Annotated in this window: 17 protein-coding genes and 1 tRNA gene; 1 reads left to right on the top strand and 17 read right to left on the bottom strand. The window is 29.5% G+C overall.

Annotation, left to right across the window (positions count from 1 at the left end):
• Nucleotides 1-292: 292 nt before the first annotated feature.
• The 7 genes from VJI94_RS06620 to VJI94_RS06590 form a co-directional block, all read right to left on the bottom strand.
• Nucleotides 293-368: transfer RNA gene (locus VJI94_RS06620), tRNA-Lys, on the bottom strand.
• Between the two features lie 163 nt (nt 369-531).
• Nucleotides 532-1023, bottom strand: a complete 492-nt coding sequence (gene mobB, locus VJI94_RS06615; RefSeq protein WP_324008768.1) for a molybdopterin-guanine dinucleotide biosynthesis protein B — start codon at nt 1021-1023, stop codon at nt 532-534.
• Entirely contained in the window at nt 1013-2242 is a 1230-nt protein-coding gene (glp, locus tag VJI94_RS06610; RefSeq protein ID WP_269722960.1) for a gephyrin-like molybdotransferase Glp, read from the bottom strand. Before glp ends, mobB begins: the two co-directional genes overlap by 11 nt.
• Nucleotides 2232-2804, bottom strand: a complete 573-nt coding sequence (locus VJI94_RS06605) for an AI-2E family transporter (protein ID WP_324008767.1) — start codon at nt 2802-2804, stop codon at nt 2232-2234. Before VJI94_RS06605 ends, glp begins: the two co-directional genes overlap by 11 nt.
• Before the next feature lie 13 nt (nt 2805-2817).
• Nucleotides 2818-4083 (bottom strand): glucose-6-phosphate isomerase, encoded by a 1266-nt coding sequence (locus VJI94_RS06600; protein WP_029949421.1) that lies wholly within the window; start codon nt 4081-4083, stop codon nt 2818-2820.
• Entirely contained in the window at nt 4083-5198 is a 1116-nt protein-coding gene (locus tag VJI94_RS06595; protein ID WP_029949420.1) for a PP2C family protein-serine/threonine phosphatase, read from the bottom strand. Before VJI94_RS06595 ends, VJI94_RS06600 begins: the two co-directional genes overlap by 1 nt.
• Nucleotides 5199-5212: 14 nt before the next feature.
• Nucleotides 5213-6346, bottom strand: a complete 1134-nt coding sequence (locus VJI94_RS06590; RefSeq protein WP_324008766.1) for a class I SAM-dependent RNA methyltransferase — start codon at nt 6344-6346, stop codon at nt 5213-5215.
• Nucleotides 6347-6516: 170 nt separating this feature from the next.
• Between VJI94_RS06590 and VJI94_RS06585 the strand changes: the two genes are divergently transcribed.
• The gene (locus VJI94_RS06585; protein ID WP_029949418.1) at nt 6517-7080 is read left to right on the top strand and encodes an ECF transporter S component; all 564 of its coding nucleotides are present in this window, start codon (nt 6517-6519) and stop codon (nt 7078-7080) included.
• A 108-nt stretch (nt 7081-7188) separates the two neighbouring features.
• Here VJI94_RS06585 and VJI94_RS06580 read toward each other — a convergent pair whose 3' ends face one another.
• The 10 genes from VJI94_RS06580 to VJI94_RS06535 form a co-directional block, all read right to left on the bottom strand.
• Nucleotides 7189-7428, bottom strand: coding sequence for a Veg family protein (locus tag VJI94_RS06580; RefSeq protein WP_029949417.1), 240 nt, complete (start codon nt 7426-7428; stop codon nt 7189-7191).
• A gap of 129 nt (nt 7429-7557) precedes the next feature.
• Entirely contained in the window at nt 7558-7686 is a 129-nt protein-coding gene (locus tag VJI94_RS06575) for an LPXTG cell wall anchor domain-containing protein (RefSeq protein WP_233428857.1), read from the bottom strand.
• A 12-nt stretch (nt 7687-7698) separates the two neighbouring features.
• The gene (locus VJI94_RS06570) at nt 7699-8505 is read right to left on the bottom strand and encodes a hypothetical protein (protein WP_324008765.1); all 807 of its coding nucleotides are present in this window, start codon (nt 8503-8505) and stop codon (nt 7699-7701) included.
• Nucleotides 8506-8508: 3 nt separating this feature from the next.
• On the bottom strand, nt 8509-8781 hold the full coding sequence (locus tag VJI94_RS06565; protein WP_004832314.1) for a cyclic-di-AMP receptor: 273 nt from the start codon (nt 8779-8781) through the stop codon (nt 8509-8511).
• An 8-nt stretch (nt 8782-8789) separates the two neighbouring features.
• The gene (locus tag VJI94_RS06560) at nt 8790-9116 is read right to left on the bottom strand and encodes a cyclic-di-AMP receptor (RefSeq protein WP_004832315.1); all 327 of its coding nucleotides are present in this window, start codon (nt 9114-9116) and stop codon (nt 8790-8792) included.
• The gene (gene tmk / locus VJI94_RS06555; RefSeq protein WP_029949413.1) at nt 9113-9742 is read right to left on the bottom strand and encodes a dTMP kinase; all 630 of its coding nucleotides are present in this window, start codon (nt 9740-9742) and stop codon (nt 9113-9115) included. The genes VJI94_RS06560 and tmk overlap by 4 nt, the downstream gene beginning before the upstream one ends.
• Before the next feature lie 11 nt (nt 9743-9753).
• Entirely contained in the window at nt 9754-10071 is a 318-nt protein-coding gene (locus VJI94_RS06550; RefSeq protein ID WP_324008764.1) for a pro-sigmaK processing inhibitor BofA family protein, read from the bottom strand.
• A gap of 174 nt (nt 10072-10245) precedes the next feature.
• The gene (locus tag VJI94_RS06545; RefSeq protein WP_324008763.1) at nt 10246-13245 is read right to left on the bottom strand and encodes a thioester-forming surface-anchored protein; all 3000 of its coding nucleotides are present in this window, start codon (nt 13243-13245) and stop codon (nt 10246-10248) included.
• A gap of 587 nt (nt 13246-13832) precedes the next feature.
• Complete coding sequence (locus tag VJI94_RS06540; RefSeq protein ID WP_324008762.1) at nt 13833-17432, bottom strand: Cna B-type domain-containing protein; 3600 nt, start codon at nt 17430-17432, stop codon at nt 13833-13835.
• A 391-nt stretch (nt 17433-17823) separates the two neighbouring features.
• Entirely contained in the window at nt 17824-19185 is a 1362-nt protein-coding gene (locus tag VJI94_RS06535; protein ID WP_324008761.1) for an aldehyde dehydrogenase, read from the bottom strand.
• Between the last annotated feature and the right edge of the window lie 132 nt (nt 19186-19317).

Below are 19317 nucleotides of genomic sequence, written 5' to 3'. Positions count from 1 at the left end.
TTTGCACTAGACTAAGATATTAACTCAAAATATCTTCGATTTCATCTCGATATTTTGGTTACTCTCTTATACCGACTTTTCGCTATCTGGGCATATAATATTCAATTTTTTAAAAACTTTTATGTTCTTTAATATAACTTTTTTATATCAATTCTCAGATAGCTCATTCTCTCGTGCTTTGCACTAGACTAAGATATTAACTCAAAATATCTTCAATTTCATCTCGATACTTTGGTTACTCTCTTATACCGACTCTCGCTATCTGGGCTTATTTTATAACCTAAAAATTAATTGGTGCACCTTCAGGGGTTCGAACCCTGGACACCCTGATTAAGAGTCAGGTGCTCTGCCAGCTGAGCTAAAGGTGCATATTTGATACCTAAATAGTATAAATCATTTATTTTAATTTGTCAAGTACTTTATAATACTTTTTTTCATTGTAAAATCTTAATTTTCTTAAGTTATTTTCATTGATTTAAAATCTATAAATCTAGTTATTTTGCAAAAAAATTGAGATGTATTACATCTCAATTAAATATTAAAGTAATCTTTTATTTTTTCTGCAATTTTTTCGTATTCATTTGGATTAAATCGATCTATATTCAAATTATGTTCTATATCCGAAACAATTGCTATTAATTTATCTTTTTCAGAAATTATTTTTGTTGAATAGCCTGTTCTATAGATTTCAATTCTATCTAAATTCTCCCATTTATATCCTTCAACTAAAATAAAATCATATTCTGTCATTGTTTTTAACACATCATCCAATGATTCTTCATAATTTAGGTTTTCAACTGTTATTACTCTATTTGGACTTACCATTTTGACACAACTTGCTCCTGCCTTTGAGAATATATAACTGTCTTTACCTTCTCTATCAAAATCAAATTCTCTATGATGATGTTTTACGACTCCAACCTTCAAGCCTTCTTTAAAAAATATTTTTAGCAAATTTTTTATTAAAGTTGTCTTTCCAACATTAGAACATTCTCCAACTATGGAAATTGCTCTATTGTTCATATAAAAACTCCGCTTCAATGATTTCGCCCTTAGAAATTTCAGTTTGACTTGGAACGATAACTATAGAATTTTTTGAAACCATTGTAGATAAAACTCCTGATTCCTGCCTTTTTTCAATTTCAGTAAAGAATTTCCCATCTTTGTAGAATGTATTTGCTCTTAATATCCTATTTACTTTCGCCTTATTGTTAAATCCGTTAAGCAATTCACTTTGAACTTTAAGCATATTAGCGTTTCTGTTTTGTAATTTTAAAATTATTGGTCTAACATAAAGATAAAAATTCATAAAAGATGCAGCAGGATTCCCTGATAATGCAAATATGAATTTGCCTTCATATTCTCCAAAGAAAACATGTCCACCCGGTTTTGCCATGACTCTTGTAAAAATAGTCTTTACTCCTATTTTATCCATTGCAGTTAAAACAAAATCACTGTCTCCAACAGAAATCCCTCCTGTAGAAATAATTATATCACTATTTCTTATCGCTTTTTTATACATATCAACTAAAGAATCCAAATCATCATCAACTTTTCCATATTGGATAACATCAGCTCTATACATTTTTCCAAGCTGTTCAATAGTATAACTGTTACTATTTCTTATCTTACCATCTTCCATTTTGTCAGTAACATCAAGCAACTCACTTCCTGTAGCGAAAACGCTTATCGTAGGGGATTTATAGACTTTAATAAAAGGAATTCCAAGACTAGCTAAAACTCCAATTTCTGCTGGAGTAATAAATGTACCTTTTTTAATTATTACATCGCCTTTTCTTACGTCCTCACCAAGACCAATTATATTTTTGTTTTTTCCTATTGGTGAAAAAATCTTAACTTCCTTATCAGTAAACTCAGTATCTTCATATCTTACTATGCAATTTGCTCCACTTGGAACTTTTGCTCCTGTCATTAATCTAACAGCTTGCCCTTTAGAAACTGACTTTTCAGAAACATCTCCTGCCATTATAACATCTATAACTTCCAAAACAACGGGATTATCCTTGCTTGCATTTACAACATCTTCTTCCCTGAAAGCATAACCATCCAAGGGAGATTTATCAAAGTTTGGAATATTAACTTTTGAAATTATATCTTCAGCGATAACTTTTTCTAAAGCATCATTGAAATACACTTTTTCAATTTTTTCTTCAACTTTGACTTCATCTACTATTTTTCTTGCTTCTTTTAATTCAATAGGTGAAAAATTATTAATTATCATAGTCATCTCCTACACTTTCATAATCATATTTTTTTCTAAGTTCTCTTTCTCTAAGTCTCTTTTCTTTTCTTTCTTTCATTTTCCTTTTTTGATCGAAAGAATAAATGTCGTTAATATTTATCAAAGTATTCAAAACAAAAATTATCACAGTCATTATGGCAAGGCCGCTATTTCCACCAATAAATTTAGAAACAAGTGCTAAAAAGATTATAATTCCAATTCTAAAATTAAGTTTTCTTCCTAATAAAATTGGTTCTAAAACTAATCTTACGCACAATATTGTAAGATACAATATCGCTAAATTAGATGAAATTACTACTTCGTGATTAATCAAATTAATAACAATTTGATAAGACAAATAAAGTCCATTCCCTATTATTGGAACAGCTTCTAAAATACCCATAATTAATCCGGCTTTAAATTTACCAGGATAATTCATAAGATACACAGCAATTAACGAAGTAAGCATTGCTAATAGAACAAGTATTCCTTGAATCTGTAAATAATCTTTAAGAGTTTTTTTACATTTTTTTAGCATAGCTTTCATATAGCTTATATACATTTTTCTTCCTCCTTTACATCTTTTCTAATAATTGATACATATTTTTTTTATAATTATCTACTCCCGGTTGATCAAAAGGATTAACATCTAACATATATGCAGAAATGGCACAAGACATCTCAAAAAAGTAAATTAATTTTCCAATATTATAAGCATCTAATTTTGGAACCTTAATCCTGACGGTTGGAACGTCTCCGTCTGTATGTGCCTTTCTCGTTGCTGTAACTGCAACTTTATTTATATCATTAAGTGATTTCTTTGCTAAATAATTTAACTTGTCAAAATCCTCTTCAATAAGAGGAATAATAATATCATTTTTTAAATTTTCAACTTCAATTATGGTTTCAAAAGTGATTTTATTTCCGTCTTGAATCATTTGACCAAAAGAGTGTAAATCTCTTGTGAAAATAGCACTTTCCACATAAAGTCCTTTTCCGTTTTTCCCTTCACTTTCCGCAAATAATTGTTTCCACCACTCTTGAAGATATGTAAGTTTAAATTCATGAGCAACTAAATATTCTATTTCCTTTTCTTTATCTTTAAACATTGCATTTCTAATGATTGCATATTTTAAAGAAATATTATCTAAACTTTTCTTAGTATATTCTTCTAACCCGTCATTTGCTCCAAGTAGAATTGCATCGGTATCAATTCCGGCACACATAATAGGAAACAACCCTACAGCTGTTAAAACTGAAAATCTTCCGCCTATATCATCTGGCACACAAAAAGTTTCATAGCCAACTCTATCACTGAATTCCTTTAACAATCCTCGCTCAGCATCAGTTGTAACAATAATTCTATTTGTTGCTTCTTTTCCATATTTTTCTTCACATACGCCTTTTAAAACTCTAAAGGCAACTGCCGTTTCAAATGTACTTCCCGATTTTGAAATTACATTTATGAAAAAGTCCTTATCTTTTATATATTCAACTAATTCACTCAAATAATCTCCGCTTAGATTATTCCCTGCAAATACAATATCTAAGCCATCTTGTTTGAAATAGGGTTTAAGCGCTTTTATAACTGCTTTGGACCCTAAAAAACTTCCTCCTACACCGATAACAACAAGAACTTCTGACTTTTTTACTTTTTCAGAAAGTTTTTTCATCCTTGAGTATTCTTCTCTGTCATAAACTTCCGGATGAGTTACCCAACCTAAAAATTTACTCCCCAAGCCATTTTTATTTAAAATAAAATCTAATGCTTTAAAAGCTTCTTTTTCATAATTACAAAAGCATAAATCTTCTGAAAAATCCAGCTCAAAATTATTTGTCATTATAAAATCCTCATACTTAATAATGCAATATCATCTTCTTGAATTCCGTATCTAAATTCAGAAACATCTTCAACCAACTTGTCCAAAAGTTCCTTATCAGAAAGTGAATTTTTATATTTATCTACTACATTAAAAAATCTTTCTTCTCCATATTCTTCTCTATTTTTATTTTTTGTTTCAGTAAGTCCGTCTGTATAAAATAGTACACAATCTCCATGACAAAGTTTTGCTTTCCCCACAGAGTATCTACTATCTTGGAATAACCAAGATATTGGCAATCCGCTTAATTCTAAACGTACATTTTTATTCTTATTAAATAAAATCGGAATAGAATTATGTCCTGCATTTGAATATTCAAATTCACAAGTTTCCCTATTATAAATTCCTAAAAATATTGTAAAATACATTTCCAAATTGAGTTTCGAAAATTCTTTTGATAAAGCTCTTAATATTTCTCTAGGATGTCCGATTTTTCTTCCATGAACTAACATTCTAACAGAAAATTTTATAAACATCGTTATCATACTTGCAGAGATTCCATGTCCCATAACATCAGCTATATAAACACAAGTTTTATTATTTGGTAACTCTATAACATCAAAAAAATCTCCTGACAACTGTGCTGATGATATATATTTATATTCTAAATTTAATCCGTCTGTATGACTTAATTTTGACAATAAACTCTTTTGTATATCTGATGCTGTAATCATATCATTCTTTACCATTTCTTGATATTTTACTAAATCTTTTTGAATTTTATTTTCTTCTGTAATATCTCTAAAAACTTCAATACTGCCCCAATATTCATTTTTATCGTCAAAAATAGGACTACTTTTTACAAAAAAATCTCTTTCTCCAACTGATAACAATTCAGTTTTCACATCTTCCTTATGCCCAATTGGTGCAACACATTTTAAAGATGAAAAAATTTGGTCGTTTCTATGTATGTCATCATCAGAAAATACACAAAATTTTCCTTCCTCATTTTCTAAAAATTTTTTCATACTGGAGTTGGTATAGACAATCAGCCCGGTTTTATCAAAAACTCTGACTAAATCTTCCATAAAATCTACCAGTTCAAAATTCCAATGTGTGAATTTATCCATATACATACTTTTATCTCCTGCTATTTTGGTTTAGGTCCATAAAATTGATAAAAGTCAACTTTAATTCGTCCATTAAATAATTTTCTCTTTCTATCCGCTTTTCTGCCATATAAATTTTCAAAACTTTCTATACTTGTTATTAAATACACAGACCAAGTATCCAATTCCTTAAATTTTTTACCAAAATCTCTATAAAGTTGTTCGACTTCCGCTATTTTTCCCATACGCTCGCCATAAGGAGGATTCGTAACAACAACGCCATATTCATTATACAGGTCAACATCCCTCATATCTTTTATAAAAAATGAAATTTCATCATCTACGCCTAAAATATCTGCATTGTCTCTTGCTATTAAAATTGACTGTCTATCTATATCTGAACCTAAAATTTTTAAATCTCTGTCATAATCAATTAATGCTCTTGCCTTGTTCTTTTCATTTTTCAAAGCATCTTTATCCAATAAATTCCAATTTTCAAAGGCAAATTTTCTCATAATTCCCGGAGCAATATTTCTGCCCATCATATAGGCTTCAATACAAAGAGTGCCACTGCCACAAAACGGATCATAAAAAACTCTATTCGGCTCCCAAAAAGACAGAGTAATCATAGCACTCGCCAAAGTTTCCTTTAGTGGTGCATCTCCTGCTCTCTTTCTATATCCTCTTTTGTGTAAAGCCTCTCCCGAAGTATCAACGGTAACAGTTGCAATATCCTTTAAAATAGATACTTCTATATAATATAAAGCATTTGAAGTTTCATCAAACCATTCAACTCCGTAAACATTTTTTAGCCTGTCAACTACTGCTCTCTTTGTAATCTTTTGAATATCCGATAAACTGAAAAGCTTTGATTTTACACTATTTGCATTTACCGGGAATTTATCATTTACTGAAATTAAATCTTCCCATTTAATTTTCTTTATGCCTTGATATAAATCTTCAAAACTTAAAACTTTAAACTCATCTAACTTGAGCAAAATCCTTTCTGCACATCTAACCCATAAATTAACTTTTGCTATATCATTCACATTTGCTAAAAATTCTACTTTCCCATCAGAAACCTTTATATCATCAAAACCAAGTTTAATTATTTCTCTCTTGACAACTGCTTCCAATCCAAAAGCACAAGTGGCAATCAAAGTTATTTTTTTCATTATATCTCCATTTATATAAAAATCTACTATTACAAAAATACATCCATCATTGAATATAATTATACCAAATTCGCATAAAAAAAACAAAACATATTAAAAGTTATAGAATTTTTATAAAATTTTTGCTATAATATACACGACTTTAATATGAAAAATTCAAGGAGGAACTTATGAAAAATATTTCAACAAAATCCATTACAAAAATTGGAATATTAAGTGCAATTGTAATTATTTTATCACTTTCTCCTATAGGATTTATTCCATTGGGACCGGTTAGAATAACTACGGTACATATACCAATAATTCTAATTGCATTAATAGAAAAACCTACAGTATCATTTTTTGTTGGGCTAATTTTTGGATTATTTTCATTTTTTCAACATTTATCTGGAATAAGTCCATTATCATTTATGTTTATAAATCCTATGGTATCAATACTTCCAAGAGCATTAATAGGAATAGGGACATATTATACCTTTATCTTTGTAAAAAAATACATTAAAAACATATTCAATGTTGTATTTGCAAGTATGGTAGGAACAATGATAAATACATTCGGTGTACTTTCTATGGCATATATATTTTGTTCGAACCAAATATATGAAGTTTTAAAAATCAATCCTGCAAAATTTTTATTTGGAGTTGCCGTTTCAAACGGAATACCCGAAATAATTGTATGTTCAATACTGGTTCCGATGATTTACAAAAGTTTACAAAAAATTTTAAAATTTTAAAATTTTAAAACTCAAAATATAAACAGCTGAGATATTATTTAAATTTTCAGTTGTTTTTTATTTCAAAAAAAGAACTTTGAAAAATCAAAGTTCTAACAATCTCTCCTATTAACTTGCCTTTAAACTCACTTGTGATGTCAAAACATCAAAGTAAGAATATGAACAAGTTCTTATTTTATGTTCTTCTGTTTCAATCTCAACAGTAAAAAATGATGTAAACACATCTCCAATTACTCCCTTAATCTCAACACATTCTTCTTTACTTCGTCTTATAGTAATCAATACTTTTCTTCCAATGTTGTTTTCCAAAACTCTTTTAATCATAACTAATTTCTCTTTTGTATTCATAACAGCACCGCCTTCTTGTATATTTTAACATAAAAAAGAAATAAAGTCAAATGAACAAAGTTCTATAAAAATATCTTTCAAAAAACTGCACTCCATACATTATGAGTGCAGTTAAATATCTAGTTAATATTATTTATTTTTTTTCTTTATAAATAACACCGCTATAATCGCTATTAAACTTAAAAGTCCTATGATTAAAAATAAATTTTTACTACTGTCAACATTCATCAACAGAATAAGATTAGTAAATTTCTCCATACAAACCTCCATTTATCTTAAAATTGTTATAAATATTTTTTCGATTGATAACTGAAAATTTACATTATTATATAAATTTTCTCTAACAATATTTATCGTATCCAAAATTTTTAACAATTTATCTTTATCATAATTAATATTATTTTTAAATATTTTCAAAATATCCTCATTTGAAACATCTTTTCCGGTTTCTAAAAAAATATAAAATTCTTTAAAAAAATTATACAATAAAGGTATGAAATTTCTGTCTTCTTTTAAACTCAAAAGATATTCCTTATTTTTCGAATCATAAATTGCCAGAAATTCTCCTTTGAGTGCGAGAGATAAAATATCCAACAATCGCCCATAATCCGAATAATCAAAATTTTCTGAAGAATTTACTTCTGAAACAAATATGCACCTACTCCTTATAGTTGACAACAATTTATATCTTGAATCAACTAAAATACAGATTATAACATAGTCAAAAGACTCTTCCAGAGTTTTCAATAAAGCATTGGATGATTCAGCTCTCAAAAACTGTCCTCCTTTTATGATAACCAACTTATATTTCCCCTCTAAAGGTCGTTTTTGAACATATTTAATCATCTCTCTAATTGAATCAATAGAAATATTATTTCTTTCGCTTTCAACTATCATCAAATCAGGATGTGTTTGTTCTTCAATTTCTCTAAAAATTTTAAAATCATCTTCCGGATTTAAAACCTTTAATGTTAATTCTTTAGAAACACTATCTAAAAAAGTCTCACTTCCCTCAACTATATAGTTCTGAGAAAACTCAAAAAACTCAATCTTTTCTTTGAAAAGAGTATAATTCATAAACTACACCCTTATAAATTGATCCATATTTAGAACAAACATTACAGTATTGGCAGTTTTATCATCAACAGTTTCCTTATTTTTTGAAATATTTAAAATCATTTCTTTAACTCTATCCAATTTTTCTTCTTCAATACCTATCAAAATAGTTGTATTTCCTTTTCTGAAAAAACCACCAGTTGAAGATAGTTTTGTAGCCCTAATTTTATTTTCGGAAAGTTCATTTAAAACATCTTGGGCTATATGGTCTTGTATTATTGCTAAAATAAGTTTCATAAAATCACCTACATTCTCACAAAATCTACAACATCAAGTACAAAAATTGTAGCTCCGCCTACTAAAACTTCCATAGGGAAAGGAATATAAGCATCGCCCGGCATTGTAACACTCAAAACAGATGTCGTAATTTCTCTTGACTTACAATTTTCTTCAATTATTTTCAAACACTCTTCCAACTTTTCTTCTTCAACCCCAATCAAAAGAGTTGAGTTTCCAGCTCTTAAAAATCCACCTGTTGAAGCAAGATTTGTCATTCTGAATCCCTTTTCAGTTAAATCATCTTGTAGTGGGTTCAAGTCTTGATCTTGAACTATTGCAATTATCATTTTCATAGCAATTCCTCCAATTTCTCATCTATTATATTTTTTACATCTTCAAAAACTTCCGACATACTTTTAGTAGCATCAATTTTTTTTAAAACTTTTTCGTCTTTCATTTTCTCAAGAAGTTCCATATATGTATCATAAACTCTACTATGGAAATCATCTCCAGAAAGCTCAAGTCTGTCGGCATCTACATTTAAAGACTTTCTCTTCAAAGTTGTTAAAGGATCTACATAAAAGAAAATAATCATATCCGGATTCACTCCGTTTATAGCAAAATCATTTATCTTTTTCACATTTTCAACTCCGAGTTCTCTACCTCCACCTTGATAAGCAAGCGAACTTAAAACAAATCTATCTGAAATTACAATATTTCCTTTATCTAAATTCGGTTTTATAAGTTCATCAATATGTTGAGCTCTACTTGCCGAATAAAGTAATGCCTCTGTTCGTGGCGACATATTAGAATTATCATTAGATAAAATAATCTCTCTAATTTTTTCTGATATTTTAGTTCCTCCCGGTTCTCTCGTAAAAATTATTTTTTCATTACTCTTGTAGTATTCCTTAATTAAATTCATTATTGAAGTCTTTCCACACCCGTCAGGTCCTTCAAAAGTAATAAATAACCCCATCTTATAACTCCTTAAATTGAATAAAATAAATATGATAAAATTATTCCTACCGTTCCGAAACTACCAACTAAAAAGTAGCTCAAATAGGTAAATGGAACAATAGTAACTTTAAAAAGTGCTAAAATATATAAAATCACATATCCTATTACAGAATTCACAACAATCTTTTTAAAAATTTTAAACGGAAACTTTAATAATTTAAAAACTATGTAAATCAATAAAATTCCAACAATATAAGAAATAATACTATTTTCGAAAAAAAACTTACTCAAACCGGCAAAATCAAATGACTCAAATGAATCAAAATATATTTTTGCTAATTTTTCCAAAGTATCACTCTCCTACTCTTTCTACTATTATTTTATCACAATGTAAAGATTTTATCAATTAAACCTATCAAAAAACAAATATAACTAGTTTGAATTTTCTTTTTGAAAATTTATATAAAAATAGCAAGTCTCAATAGGACCTGCTATTTACCATTAAAAAATTTTTTTGTTTCTTTATTTTTGATTTCTTTTTTTCAAGAATAACATTATTCCACCTGATATAGCTAAAATTCCCGAATAAATTGAAGCACTTGCTCCAATTCCTGTCTTAGCCAATTTAGACTTCTTAGGTTTTTCAGAAGGTATTGAAGGTGACAATGCAGGACTTTCTGTATTAACCACTTCTACTCCGTCTTTCATATTTCCGGAATAAGTTACCTTAAATAATTTGTTACCTAACTTGATTGAATTGTTATTTTCGCCTACTTCTTTTACTGTGTATTCATAAGCCTTTGAATTTTCTATTGATTCATATGCTTTTAAGTCTTTAAATTCTCCTGTCCAGCTGTTGGCTTTATTCAATTCAAGTTTTTGCCCTGTTGCTTTTCCATCTTTATATAATTCAACTTCTATTTTATCTACAGGTGCCGTGATTTTATTTCCGTTTGTTCCCAACCATTTCTTTGTTACCTTTAAATTTCTTGTTGAAGGTATCATTGGTGTCCAAGGTGTTTCTGGTGTTGGTGATTTTGTCTTATCTGTTACTGTTAATTTATTTCCATTTGCCTTTACTTCGTTTCCGTCTGCATTTTTAACTGTAACTTTTCCTTGTTCATCCACTTCAAAAGTTATATCTGTAACTTTTAGGTATCCGTTAGGAGCCGCTTCTTCGTGGAATATATATGTTCCGGCTTTTAACTTAATAGTTTCGCTTTGTCCGGCTTTCGATATCCATTCTTTTAATACATTTCCTTGTGCATCTTTAATTTGGATTTTTGCTCCTGCTATTTCTTCTCCACCTACATTTACTTTGCTGAATAATACTTCTTTTTCACCTGGTGTTGGCGGTACAACCGGTTCAGTTTTGTCTGTTACTGTTAATTTATTTTCATTCGCTTTTACTTCGTTTCCGTTTGCATTTTTAACTGTAACTTTTCCTTGTTCATCCACTTCAAAAGTTATATCTGTAACTTTTAGGTATCCGTTAGGAGCCACTTCTTCGTGGAATATATATGTTCCGGCTTTTAACTTAATAATTTCGCTTTGTCCGGCTTTTGATGTCCATTCTTTTACTACTTGTCCTTGTGCATCTTTAATTTGGATTTTTGCTCCTGCTATTTCTTCTCCACCTACATTTACTTTGCTGAATAATACTTCTTTTTCACCTGGTGTCGGCGGTACAACCGGTTCAGTTTTGTCTGTTACTGTTAATTTATTTTCATTCGCTTTTACTTCGTTTCCGTTTGCATTTTTAACTGTAACTTTTCCTTGTTCATCCACTTCAAAAGTTATATCTGTAACTTTTAGGTATCCGTTAGGAGCCGCTTCTTCGTGGAATATATATGTTCCGGCTTTTAACTTAATAATTTCGCTTTGTCCGGCTTTTGATGTCCATTCTTTTACTACTTGTCCTTGTGCATCTTTAATTTGGATTTTAGCTCCTGCTATTTCTTCTCCGCCTACATTTACTTTGCTGAATAATACTTCTTTTTCACCTGGTGTTGGCGGTACAACCGGTTCAGTTTTGTCTGTTACTGTTAATTTATTTTCATTCGCTTTTACTTCGTTTCCGTTTGCATTTTTAACCGTAACTTTTCCTTGTTCGTCCACTTCAAAAGTTATATCCGTAACTTTTAGGTATCCGTTAGGAGCCGCTTCTTCATGGAATATATATGTTCCGGCTTTTAACTTAATAATTTCGCTTTGTCTGGCTTTCGATATCCATTCTTTTACTACTTGTCCTTGTGCATCTTTAATTTGGATTTTTGCTCCCGCTATTTCTTCTCCGCCTACATTTACTTTGCTGAATACAACTTCTTTTTCAACTTCTTCCTTAGGTAAAACTGTAAATGTTTGTGATTTATCTTTCGGATCTTCATGTGTTAATTCTTGTTTCTTATCCGGCTTTCCATCTCCGTCTGTATCTATTACATTTTCCAATGAAACTACTTTCTCAAAAACTACATAGGATTTTCCGGCTTCTAAATTAAGTTTTCCAAAATTTAATGTCCATTCGCCTTTTCCTGATGCATCAGGTTTTAAATTTGTACTACCATTTACTTCAGAAACAGGATTATCAGGATTAACGAGTTTTCCATCTTTTACTTCATAAATTTTACCTTCAACATCATATTCTACATTTGGATAAAGTCCCTTATATGTTACCTTATCCGAAACTTCAACTCCACCTTCAATATCCTTTGCCTTTAACGTTGCAACTTCATTTTCAGTTGAAGTTTTTCCTCCAGCCGTTACTGTTGTTTTTATTTCTCCAACTGGTTGGTCTTTTTTCAATCTACCGGTTACAATAGCCTGATATCCGATTTGACCTTGAACCCACTCGGGTTTATAACCACGAAGTTCAAAATCAGCAGGCACATTGATACTATCTACGGCTTCACGCAATAAGTATACTGCTTTTTGGGCTTGTTTTGAGTATCTATAATACAAATATGAATTAGTATCTTTATCAACTTTTTGCCCATCTGTATAACGCCATATTTCTTGCTGAACAACGATATAAAATTCGTTAATCGCTGCCTGTAGATTTGCCCAACCGGATCTTCCGATAACATTTGTCGGATCTTTCAAATAAATATAAATAAGTTTAGATACTTTATTCCAAAGTTCATCATAACCTGTTGCAACAACACCCGGTAGGTGATTATCTCTAACAAGTTTATTAAAACTCTCCTTATTTAGATTTAATATTTGCTCATACACACCGAAGTATTTATCCTTTGCGACATCATATTCGGGATATCTCTTGCTATTTGCCATACAAAAACCGAATAGCTCTACTGGAGTATGTGATTCATCTGATGTAACCATTCCTAAACGATTACTTTTCCCTGCTGAGTAATATTTACCATCCGGAGATACTCCCGTAGCATCATTTGGAAATCCGTCAGCCTTAGTTTTTGAGGATGGTTGAATCACGCTTGATATTACCATCAAAAAGATAATCACAAACGAGACTGCGCTTTTAAAAATTTGCTTACTTCTTTTTTTCATTTTATTTCTCCTTTCATATTAAAGTATAGATTACTTACATCTTAACAACTCCATAGTAAATAATCATAAAACTTTGAATTAATGAACTTTATGTAAAAACTACCAACAAATTTTAATTATCATATAAAAGCGATTTAAAATGTATTCGATTTCTTCTAATTAATATCTCTAAATTTTTAAAATTTTATTAGCTAAATTATAGCATAATATAGAATGAATTGTCTACTATTTTTATACAATTTTTATAATATTTATTTTTATATAAAAAATATCGTTTTACCTAATGTAATTACCCTTTTTCATTAATCTCATCCTGTGATTTTATGAATATTTATTTTGAAATATTTTCTTATAATTTTCTTAACTATAAAACAAATAAACTTACTTAATTTCTTATTTTATTTAATTGTTTTTAAAAAACTAAATAAGAACCTCCCCCTTCCGCGATACTTCACGTCAGATGAATGCCTGAAACCTTGTTATTTTTCATAATAAAAAAATCAGGGAGTATTTTTTTTTAATTTTACTCCCTAACTTTAATTACTTAATTTTTTTATTATAATTGTATGTTATATTTAAATCAAAATCTAGATACTTGTATTTTTCTTTTGATTTCTTTTTTTCAAGAATACCATTATTCCACCTGATATAGCTAAAATTCCCGAATAAATTGAAGCACTTGTTTCTATTCCTGTCTTAGCCAATTTAGGTTTCTTTGGAATTTCCTTATTAGTAATTACAAAGCCGTCTTTTGCGTTTCCTTCTATCTTGCTTTCATATCCTTCAATTGCTACTTCTTTTACTGTATAAACTATTTCTTTTCCATTGTCATCATATTTTGGCAAATCTTTGAATGTATGTTTCCAAGAATTTGCTTCGTTTAATTTAGCTGTTTGTACTTCTTTTCCATTTGCTAAAAGTTGTACTTCAATTTCTTTTAATACCTTTCCAATCCATTTCTTTTCTACTGGAATTTCAGTTTTTTCTACATTCCTATTTGTAATTACAAAGCCGTCTTTTGCATTTCCTTCTATCTTGCTTTCATATCCTTCAATCGCTACTTCTTTTACTGTATAAGTTATTTCTTTTCCATTATCGTCATATTTTGGCAAGTCTTTGAATGTATGTTTCCAAGAATTTGCTTCGTTTAATTTAGCTGATTGAACTTCTTTTCCATTTGCTAAAAGTTTTACTTCAATTTCATTTACAGCTTTTCCTATCCATTTCTTTTCAACTGGAACTTGTGTTTTTTCTACATTCCTATTTGTAATTATAAAGCCGTCTTTTGCATTTCCTTCTATCTTGCTTTCATATCCTTCTACTTTTGTTTCCTTAACTGTATAAGTTATTTCTTTTCCATTGTCATCATATACAGGTAAGTCTTTGAATGTATGTTTCCAAGAATTTCCTTCGTTCAACTTAACATTTTGAATTTCTTTTCCATTTGCTAAAAGTTGTACTTCAATTTCTTTTAATACCTTTCCAATCCATTTCTTTTCTACTGGAATTTCAGTTTTTTCTACATTCCTATTTGTAATTACAAAGCCGTCTTTTGCATTTCCTTCTATCTTGCTTTCATATCCTTCAATCGCTACTTCTTTTACTGTATAAGTTATTTCTTTTCCATTATCGTCATATTTTGGCAAGTCTTTGAATGTATGTTTCCAAGAATTTGCTTCGTTTAATTTAGCTGATTGAACTTCTTTTCCATTTGCTAAAAGTTTTACTTCAATTTCATTTACAGCTTTTCCTATCCATTTCTTTTCAACTGGAACTTGTGTTTTTTCTACATTCCTATTTGTAATTATAAAGCCGTCTTTTGCATTTCCTTCTACCTTGCTTTCGTATCCTTCAATTGCTACTTCTTTTACTGTATAAGTTATTTCTTTTCCATTGTCGTCATATTTTGGCAAGTCTTTGAATGTATGTTTCCAAGAATTTGCTTCATTTAATTTAGCTGTTTGTACTTCTTTTCCATTTGCTAAAAGTTTTACTTCAATTTCATTTACAGCTTTTCCTATCCATTTCTTTTCAACTGGAACTTGTGTCTTTGCTAAATTCTTATTTGTGATTACAAAGCCGTCTTTTGCATTTCCTTCTACCTTGCTTTCGTAACCTTCTACTTTTGCTTCCTTGATTGTATAAACTATTTCTTTTCCGTTTTTGTATTTATCAAGGTTCGTAAATTTACCTTTCCAATTTTCACTTTTCTTTAAAGTTAAAGTTTTTCCGGTATCTACACCATCAGCAAATAATTTTACAGTTACTTCTTCAACGCTTGCAGGTCCAATCCACTTCTTTTCTACAGGAATTTCAGTTTTTTCAACATTATGTTTGTTTTTAATTATATATCCTAAAACTCCATCTACTTGCCCTGCAATTATTTCAGTATCGTATCCTTCTACTACTGTTTCTTCTTTAACAGTGTATTTAATTTTGTTTCCTTGTGCATCATATTTGTCAAGGTCTGTAAATTCACCTTTCCAATTATTTTGCTCATTTAGTTTTATTATCTTATCTGTAGGAATATCATTCTTTACTAATCTTACAACTATTTCCTTAACTCTCTTACCGTCTTGGTTATTATTATCTTCCCATTTCTTTTCTACAGGAATTTTTACTTTTTCAGTATTTTTGTTCGTAATTGTAAATCCGTCTTGCATTGTTCCAGTAATTTCTGAAGTATATCCTTCAGGTACATTCTTTTCAACTACTTCATATTTGATTTCTGAACCATCTGCTTCATACTTATTTAGTCCTGTAAATGTATATGTCCAATTTTCACTTGCTTTTAGTTCATGTTCTTGAATTACATCATTACTTCCTACTTTTTTAAGTTGTACAGTTACTGAATCTTTTGCAGGACCAATCCATTTTTTAATTACTGGAATAGAAATTTTTTCATTAAGTTTATTTTCTATGGTTTTTAATGCAATTCTGCTATTTTTATCAAAATCTTTCTCTTCAACATAAACTGGATCTTTTAAAGGTAGATAATTGTCAGGTGCTTTTGTTTCAACGAGTTTATATCTATCCAAAACTAAATTTCCAAGTTCACCTTTTCCATCAGTACCGGTAGTAATAGTTCCAACTTTTTGGTTGTTACGCACACGAATAACATCAAACATTGCTCCAGATAATGATGATCCGTCATTTCCTTTTTTATGCACTTTAATTTTATATACATATCCTGCGCCACCACCACTGGCATCTATAATTTTATAAGACGTATTATGCTTAAAAGTTTTTCCGGCATCTATAAGTTCCACTTTGTTTTTAAATTCTTCACCAACCACAGGTTCATAGGATATTTTAACTTTATATCTAATCATCAATCCTTTACCTTCTGGTCTATTTCCAATATCAAGTGTAAACTTATTGCCCTCAATCTTAAGTTTGTCTTTATATTTTGCAGTTACATCTACCTCATTAGTAAATAAAATATCTGTTCCTGTTGCATTTTTAACCCATTTACCTTCAAGTATCTGGAATGAATTTTCAACATATTGAACTCCCGGATTCAAAAGTTCATCAGTTACCTTTGCATTTACCATTTCCTTATTGGATTGATTAATGCTTATTTTATAATGACCTATAGTTTTATCTTTACTATCCATCCAGCCACCTTTTATTACTTGTACAGGTGAAACTTGTTGCGGATTATAAGTAACAGTGCCTGCAGGAACAACTGTTCCATCTCCCTTTGCAGTAAGTGTTACCGGAATAACACCTGTTTGAGTTTGCGTGTTACTATTAATTTGAATATTAAAATAAAATGATCCTTTAACATGAGAATGTTCTTGGGCATATTTTGTATATGTAATAACCACTTTTGCAGGATTACCATCAACTATTTTTCCATTTGCAACAACATCATTTCCAGCTTTAATCTCAAAATCAAATGGAGATGCCGGCGAAAAGCCTTTAGGCAATGTCAATGTTGTAGTGTCCCCCTCTTTTACCTGATTATTTGGTAATGCATACTCCGCATTTATCCTAAATGCTTTCCAAGCAGGCATTGGCTTCGTAATCGGCTTACCCTCCAAATCTGTAATATTTGCTTTTGTTATTACATTTGAATGCACTTCATCAGCATGTGCTGTAATCTTTGCATGTAATATAATTGAAAAAACCATCGTAACTACGAGAAAAATACTTAAACTTCTTTTAATTAAATCTCTTTTCAAATTTTTCTTCCCCTTTCTAGTACTTTTTCAAACTTTATTATTTTGTTTCATAATAAACTCAGACTTTAAATTATATGTAAAATTTACAAATTAGACGTTCCCCAACATTTATAAAAATTCAAAAATCCATAACAAATTTATACTAATTCCGGTTTTTACATAAAATATAAAGTCGTAACTATTATACCACAAAATGACAGTAAAGTCTAATATTTTAATTGTTATAATTATTATGATTATGTTATAATATAATCTAAGATTAAGTCCACAAAAAAAGAATCCCACTGAACAATCAGAAAAGAACTCTCTTTTATAAATACTATTTAAAATCGACAAAAAATTTAATTATAAATATTATATTTTAATATAACAACATTTGTTCATATATATATCACATAATACGTTTAAATATGTTCAATTTTTTCAAATCAAAAGGTGCATATCTAAATGGTAAATCAAAAATTGTTTTATTTTTTACAATTCCTTTTTTATGACTTAATAAATCAAAACCATGTTTCCCATGATAAGAGCCCATACCGCTATTTCCTACTCCACCAAAAGGAACATGACTATTTGCAAGTTGCATTATAGTATCATTAACACAACCTCCTCCATAGGAAAGACTGTTAATAATATTCTCGGCGTTTTCTTTTCTTTGAGAAAAAATATAACATGCTAATGGCTTTTCTATTTCTTTAATTATATTAATAACTTTATCTATATCATCATACTCAATAATCGGTAATAAAGGTCCAAAAATTTCACCTTTCATGATCTCGTGATTAAAATCTACATCAGGAAATATTGTAGGTTCAATCTTTCTTTCGCGATCATTACTTTTTCCGCCAATTACTTTTGACTCAGTCTTTATTAAATTTAAAAGACGTTCATAATGACGAGTATTAATAATTTTTGGATAAGATTTGTTATTTACAGCATCAGGATATCTCAATCCAATTTCTTTTTGCAAGCATTTAATAAGTTCTTCTTTTACATTTTTATGAACAACAATATAGTCTATTGAAACACATGTCTGTCCCGCATTTAATAGTTTCCCCCATACGATACGTTTTGCTGAAAGTTTAATATCAGCTGTTTCGTCAATAATACAAGGACTCTTTCCTCCTAATTCCAAAGATACAGGAATTAAATTTTCACTCGCTACACGCATTATAATTTTCCCGACTCTTGCACTTCCGGTAAAGAATATAAAATCATATCTTTGATGTAAAATTTTATCATAATCAAGTTCAGAATCTACACAGTAAATATATTCTTCTTCAAATGTTTTATTTATTATATCTCTAATTATTTTTGATGTATTTTTGCTCTCTTTTGAGCATTTTATAACAGCACAATTTCCTGCAGCAATAGCAGCAACCAGTGGAGAAAGCGACAAATTAAAAGGATAATTCCAAGGAGATATTATTAATACAACTCCATACGGCTCTGAATAGACATAGCTTTTAGCGGGAAATGTACCAAGACTTCCCCTTACCCTTCTAGGCTTACTCCATTTCTTTACATTTTTCAATGCCTCACGAATTTCACCATATACTATTCCAATTTCAGTAAGATAACCTTCTGCCTCTGATTTTGAAAGGTCATTATTTAATGCAGATAGTATTTGCTTTTCATTCTCTTTAATTACATTCTCAAGTTTTCGTAACATACTAATTCTATATTCAACAGATTTTGTCGCATCTGTGTTAAAAAATTCTTTTTGCTTTTCAACTATACTTTTTAATTCCATTTTGTACTCCTCATAATATGCTCTATATTTTATTATAATTTGCCCTAAATATAAGCCTTAAAACATATTTTGAATTTCTTAAAAGGCTCCTAGCAGTAATTCAGGAGCCTATTTAATTTTATATTAATTAAG

The organism is Parvimonas sp. D9 (genome assembly GCF_035282565.1).
GTDB lineage: Bacteria > Bacillota > Clostridia > Tissierellales > Peptoniphilaceae > Parvimonas > Parvimonas micra.
The sequence above is the reverse complement of the archived record's forward strand: the minus strand, read 5'-3'. Positions and strand labels throughout refer to the sequence as shown.

Coding starts and splice junctions, on each gene's coding strand:
- VJI94_RS06595 (WP_029949420.1), bottom strand. CDS start 5,198: ATGTATATGGATAAATTCACACATTGGAATTTTGAACTGGTAGATTTT.
- VJI94_RS06580 (WP_029949417.1), bottom strand. CDS start 7,428: ATGAATACAAAAGAGAAATTAGTTATGATTAAAAGAGTTTTGGAAAAC.
- mobB (WP_324008768.1), bottom strand. CDS start 1,023: ATGAACAATAGAGCAATTTCCATAGTTGGAGAATGTTCTAATGTTGGA.
- VJI94_RS06585 (WP_029949418.1), top strand. CDS start 6,517: ATGAAAAATATTTCAACAAAATCCATTACAAAAATTGGAATATTAAGT.
- VJI94_RS06605 (WP_324008767.1), bottom strand. CDS start 2,804: ATGTATATAAGCTATATGAAAGCTATGCTAAAAAAATGTAAAAAAACT.
- tmk (WP_029949413.1), bottom strand. CDS start 9,742: ATGGGGTTATTTATTACTTTTGAAGGACCTGACGGGTGTGGAAAGACT.
- VJI94_RS06600 (WP_029949421.1), bottom strand. CDS start 4,083: ATGACAAATAATTTTGAGCTGGATTTTTCAGAAGATTTATGCTTTTGT.
- VJI94_RS06590 (WP_324008766.1), bottom strand. CDS start 6,346: ATGAAAAAAATAACTTTGATTGCCACTTGTGCTTTTGGATTGGAAGCA.
- VJI94_RS06545 (WP_324008763.1), bottom strand. CDS start 13,245: ATGAAAAAAAGAAGTAAGCAAATTTTTAAAAGCGCAGTCTCGTTTGTG.
- VJI94_RS06535 (WP_324008761.1), bottom strand. CDS start 19,185: ATGGAATTAAAAAGTATAGTTGAAAAGCAAAAAGAATTTTTTAACACA.
- VJI94_RS06575 (WP_233428857.1), bottom strand. CDS start 7,686: ATGGAGAAATTTACTAATCTTATTCTGTTGATGAATGTTGACAGTAGT.
- VJI94_RS06570 (WP_324008765.1), bottom strand. CDS start 8,505: ATGAATTATACTCTTTTCAAAGAAAAGATTGAGTTTTTTGAGTTTTCT.
- VJI94_RS06560 (WP_004832315.1), bottom strand. CDS start 9,116: ATGAAAATGATAATTGCAATAGTTCAAGATCAAGACTTGAACCCACTA.
- VJI94_RS06565 (WP_004832314.1), bottom strand. CDS start 8,781: ATGAAACTTATTTTAGCAATAATACAAGACCATATAGCCCAAGATGTT.
- glp (WP_269722960.1), bottom strand. CDS start 2,242: ATGATAATTAATAATTTTTCACCTATTGAATTAAAAGAAGCAAGAAAA.